The following is a 3313-nucleotide window of genomic DNA, read 5'->3' as shown; positions in this document are numbered from 1 at the left end:
CTACTTTACTATATTAATACTATAATTGTTATTAAAATATGTCAAGATATTTTGATTTTATCAACTTCAATTTCTAACCGGACCAGGAATCATTTAACTGCCAGATCTTCAGAATTAAAAAAAGAGCAGCCTCTGCAAAAAAGAGGAGAACTGCTCTTGATGTTTTAATTTGATATTTATTCATTAATATTTAAGCATCTTTACATACTGTTGATATTTTCCTCGCTTTTTTCTAGCTTTGAATTCTTAAGCTTATCAATTTTCATATCTAATTCACTCTGGCCAATACTCATATTATATCGTATTTTGCTAGTAATTAGCAAATAATACTTCTAAATGAGTTTCTAAATATTCTTCAGCATTACCTTAATATTTCGACAAAATTATACACAATTGACCCTCCTCGGGGCAAGCCCACGAGGTTTGCGAGCAGACTTTCATTCTATCACTAAGTACCCGCAGCTGTACATAGAACTAAGAACTCTTTTTATCCTGCTTAAAATCAATCTTTTTAACATTATCTCGCCTCGGCTGATAAGTATCTACCAAATCTACCAGTGCTGCAACTATATCCCTGCTGTCAGATTTTTCTGCAAGTTCTGTCAGGCGCTGAAGGTGTTTATTTAAAAATTCCTGGTCTACAGCCCCCAGGTTATTGATAAAGATCCGCCTGTGTTCTGTGGCAATATTATCTTCGGTATCACATAAAAGCTCTTCGTAAAGCTTTTCTCCAGGGCGGAGTCCAATTACATCGATATCTATGTCCTCATAGGGAGTAAAACCAGAAAGAGCAATTAAATCTTCTGCCAGCTCCATAATTTTAACCGGCTCACCCATATCAAGGACAAAGACCTCTCCTCCCTTACCTAAGGCACCTGCCTGAATAACAAGCTGTGAGGCCTCAGGAATTGTCATAAAGTAGCGGGTTATATCCTTATGGGTAACTGTCAGAGGACCACCATGAGCAATCTGCTTTTTAAATAGAGGAATTACACTTCCCTGACTGCCTAAAACATTTCCAAAGCGGACTGCCATAAATTTAGTCTGAGACTTCTTACTTATAGTCTGGACAACCATTTCGGCTGCTCTTTTGGAGGCGCCCATCACATTAGTAGGGTTTACTGCTTTATCTGTTGAAATCAAAACAAAGCGATCTATTTCAAATTCAGCCGCAGTTTCAGCTAAATTTCTGGTTCCTAAGATATTATTCTTCACCGCCTCTTCCGGGCTGGTCTCCATTAAGGGTACATGTTTATGAGCTGCTGCATGGAAAACCACATCTGGAGAATATTCCCTAAAAACCTTCTGCAGCTTATTTTTATCTCTGATGCTGCCAATGATAGATACTAAGTCTAAATCTGGATATTTATTTTTTAAATCTCTTTCTAAAAAGTAGGTGGTGTTTTCATTAATATCTAAAATAATAATCTTTTTGGGGTTAAACTTTGCTACCTGTCGGCAGATTTCTGAACCAATTGAACCGCCTCCACCACTGACTAAAATAGTTTTTTCTTCCAGATACGCAGAGATTTCATCAGATATTAAATCAACCTGATCCCGGCGCAGAAGGTCTTCTACTTTGACCTCACGGATCTGATTTAAAGAAACATCTCCTTTTAAAATCTCATAAACCCCAGGTACAATCTCTACCTTTACATCTTTTTTATTGCTCAGTTCATAAAATCTTTTAATTGTCTTACCCTCAGCCGAAGGAACTGCAATGATCACTTCATCTACAGAATATTCTTCAATCAGCTGCGGTATTTTCTCACTCTTACCCAAAACCTTATTCCCGTGAATCTCTAAGGACTGCTTATTGGAATCATCATCTACCAGACCAATTATTTTTTTACCGATTTCAGGATGTTTTTGAATCTCTCTCGTAATCATTTCTGCTGCATCTCCAGCACCGATAATTAAAACTCTACTTTTTGATTTTTTATTCTGATTGCGGTTTAAATAATCCTTTAATAATCTTAAGCCAAAGCGCATTCCACCCAGCAAAAAAATATCAGTCATTAAATTAATGGCAATAATGCTGCGGGGAAAGCCAACTCTAAAAAAGTAAATATAGATTACAAATAAGGTGTTGATTGCTATAGTGGATTTAAAGATGGAATAAAGCTCTGACATGCTGGCATACTGCCACATCTTGTTATAGAGTGATGAAAAATACAGAACAAAAAATGAAATAACAGTAATAGCCAATAGATATTCAATTCTAAAATATCTCATCCAGCTTTCATCAAAGCGGAGGATAAAGGAAAATAGTACTGCCAGATTAACAAAAATAAGGTCAATAATTATTAAACGCGGCTTTTTATATAATTTTAATAAAAATTCAATCATGTTAAACTCAACTCCCAATAAAATAAATTACTCCCTGTTAATAGCTATCTATATTATAATGTACTTTCCACTTTAATGCAATGAATTCGACAAAGTTAGCTAGAAAACCAATTTATCATGACTCATCCTCGTCATCTCCAAATACCAGGTAGCCATAACCGCCTTCAATTAGGTACTCATTATATCTACTCTCTGAAATCTTATTTTTTTCAAGTGCTGCTTCAGCTAATTCAGCATAGTCAGATTCTACAATTATATCTTCATCAGTTTTTACTTTAGAGTATAATTCTGTTGAATATCCGTATTTTTTAGCCTCTTTAGTTATATTAATATCTTTTATTCATATAAGTTATTTACGAAATTTTTTGCCCATTCAATTTTCTCAAGATCCTCCTGTTTAATATTAGTTGATCGGTGGGCTATTTCTAATTGCTCTTCTTCTTTTCTTTCTCCAATGAAGTATTCAATACTTTTTTCATATAGATTAGAGAATTTGTTTAACAAAGATAAATTAATTTTTCTGGCACCTGTTTCATAATATGATATTTGATTTCTTTTTTTGCCAATTAAATCGGCTACTTTCTGCTGTGAATAATTCATGTCCTGACGGGCTTCTTTTAACCTTTTTGCAATTTCCTCATAATTTAACATTATGATCACCCTTTCATTAAAGTTCTTATATAATTAATGTAATATATTTGTTACATTAATGCAATAAAAAACTATGAAAGTAACATAATTTCAAACTATGTTGCATAAAAAAAATCCCCTTTATGATAAACAGATTTTTTTCATTTAATCTGTCTACCATAAGGGGATCATATCATAAATTCGAATATACCTGGTGAGAATCCTAATTCTATATTATGATTTAACCACAAAAAGACAGTGTTTTAAAAATTAAACAGACAGATTATTGGCAGGTATATTAATTTTAAAGTTAAAAAATAATATACTGACAAAT

Annotated in this window: 2 protein-coding genes; both read right to left on the bottom strand. The window is 33.4% G+C overall.

From position 1 onward, the window contains the following. Positions 1–474: 474 nt before the first annotated feature. On the bottom strand, positions 475–2349 hold the full coding sequence (locus CI949_RS18880) for a nucleoside-diphosphate sugar epimerase/dehydratase (protein WP_290769270.1): 1875 nt from the start codon (positions 2347–2349) through the stop codon (positions 475–477). A gap of 336 nt (positions 2350–2685) precedes the next feature. Further along, positions 2686–3000, bottom strand: a complete 315-nt coding sequence (locus tag CI949_RS18875; RefSeq protein WP_290769269.1) for a helix-turn-helix domain-containing protein — start codon at positions 2998–3000, stop codon at positions 2686–2688. Positions 3001–3313 lie beyond the last annotated feature (313 nt).

The sequence above is a fragment of the Halanaerobium sp. genome (assembly GCF_003070835.1).
This window is presented reverse-complemented; position numbering and strand designations above follow the sequence as displayed.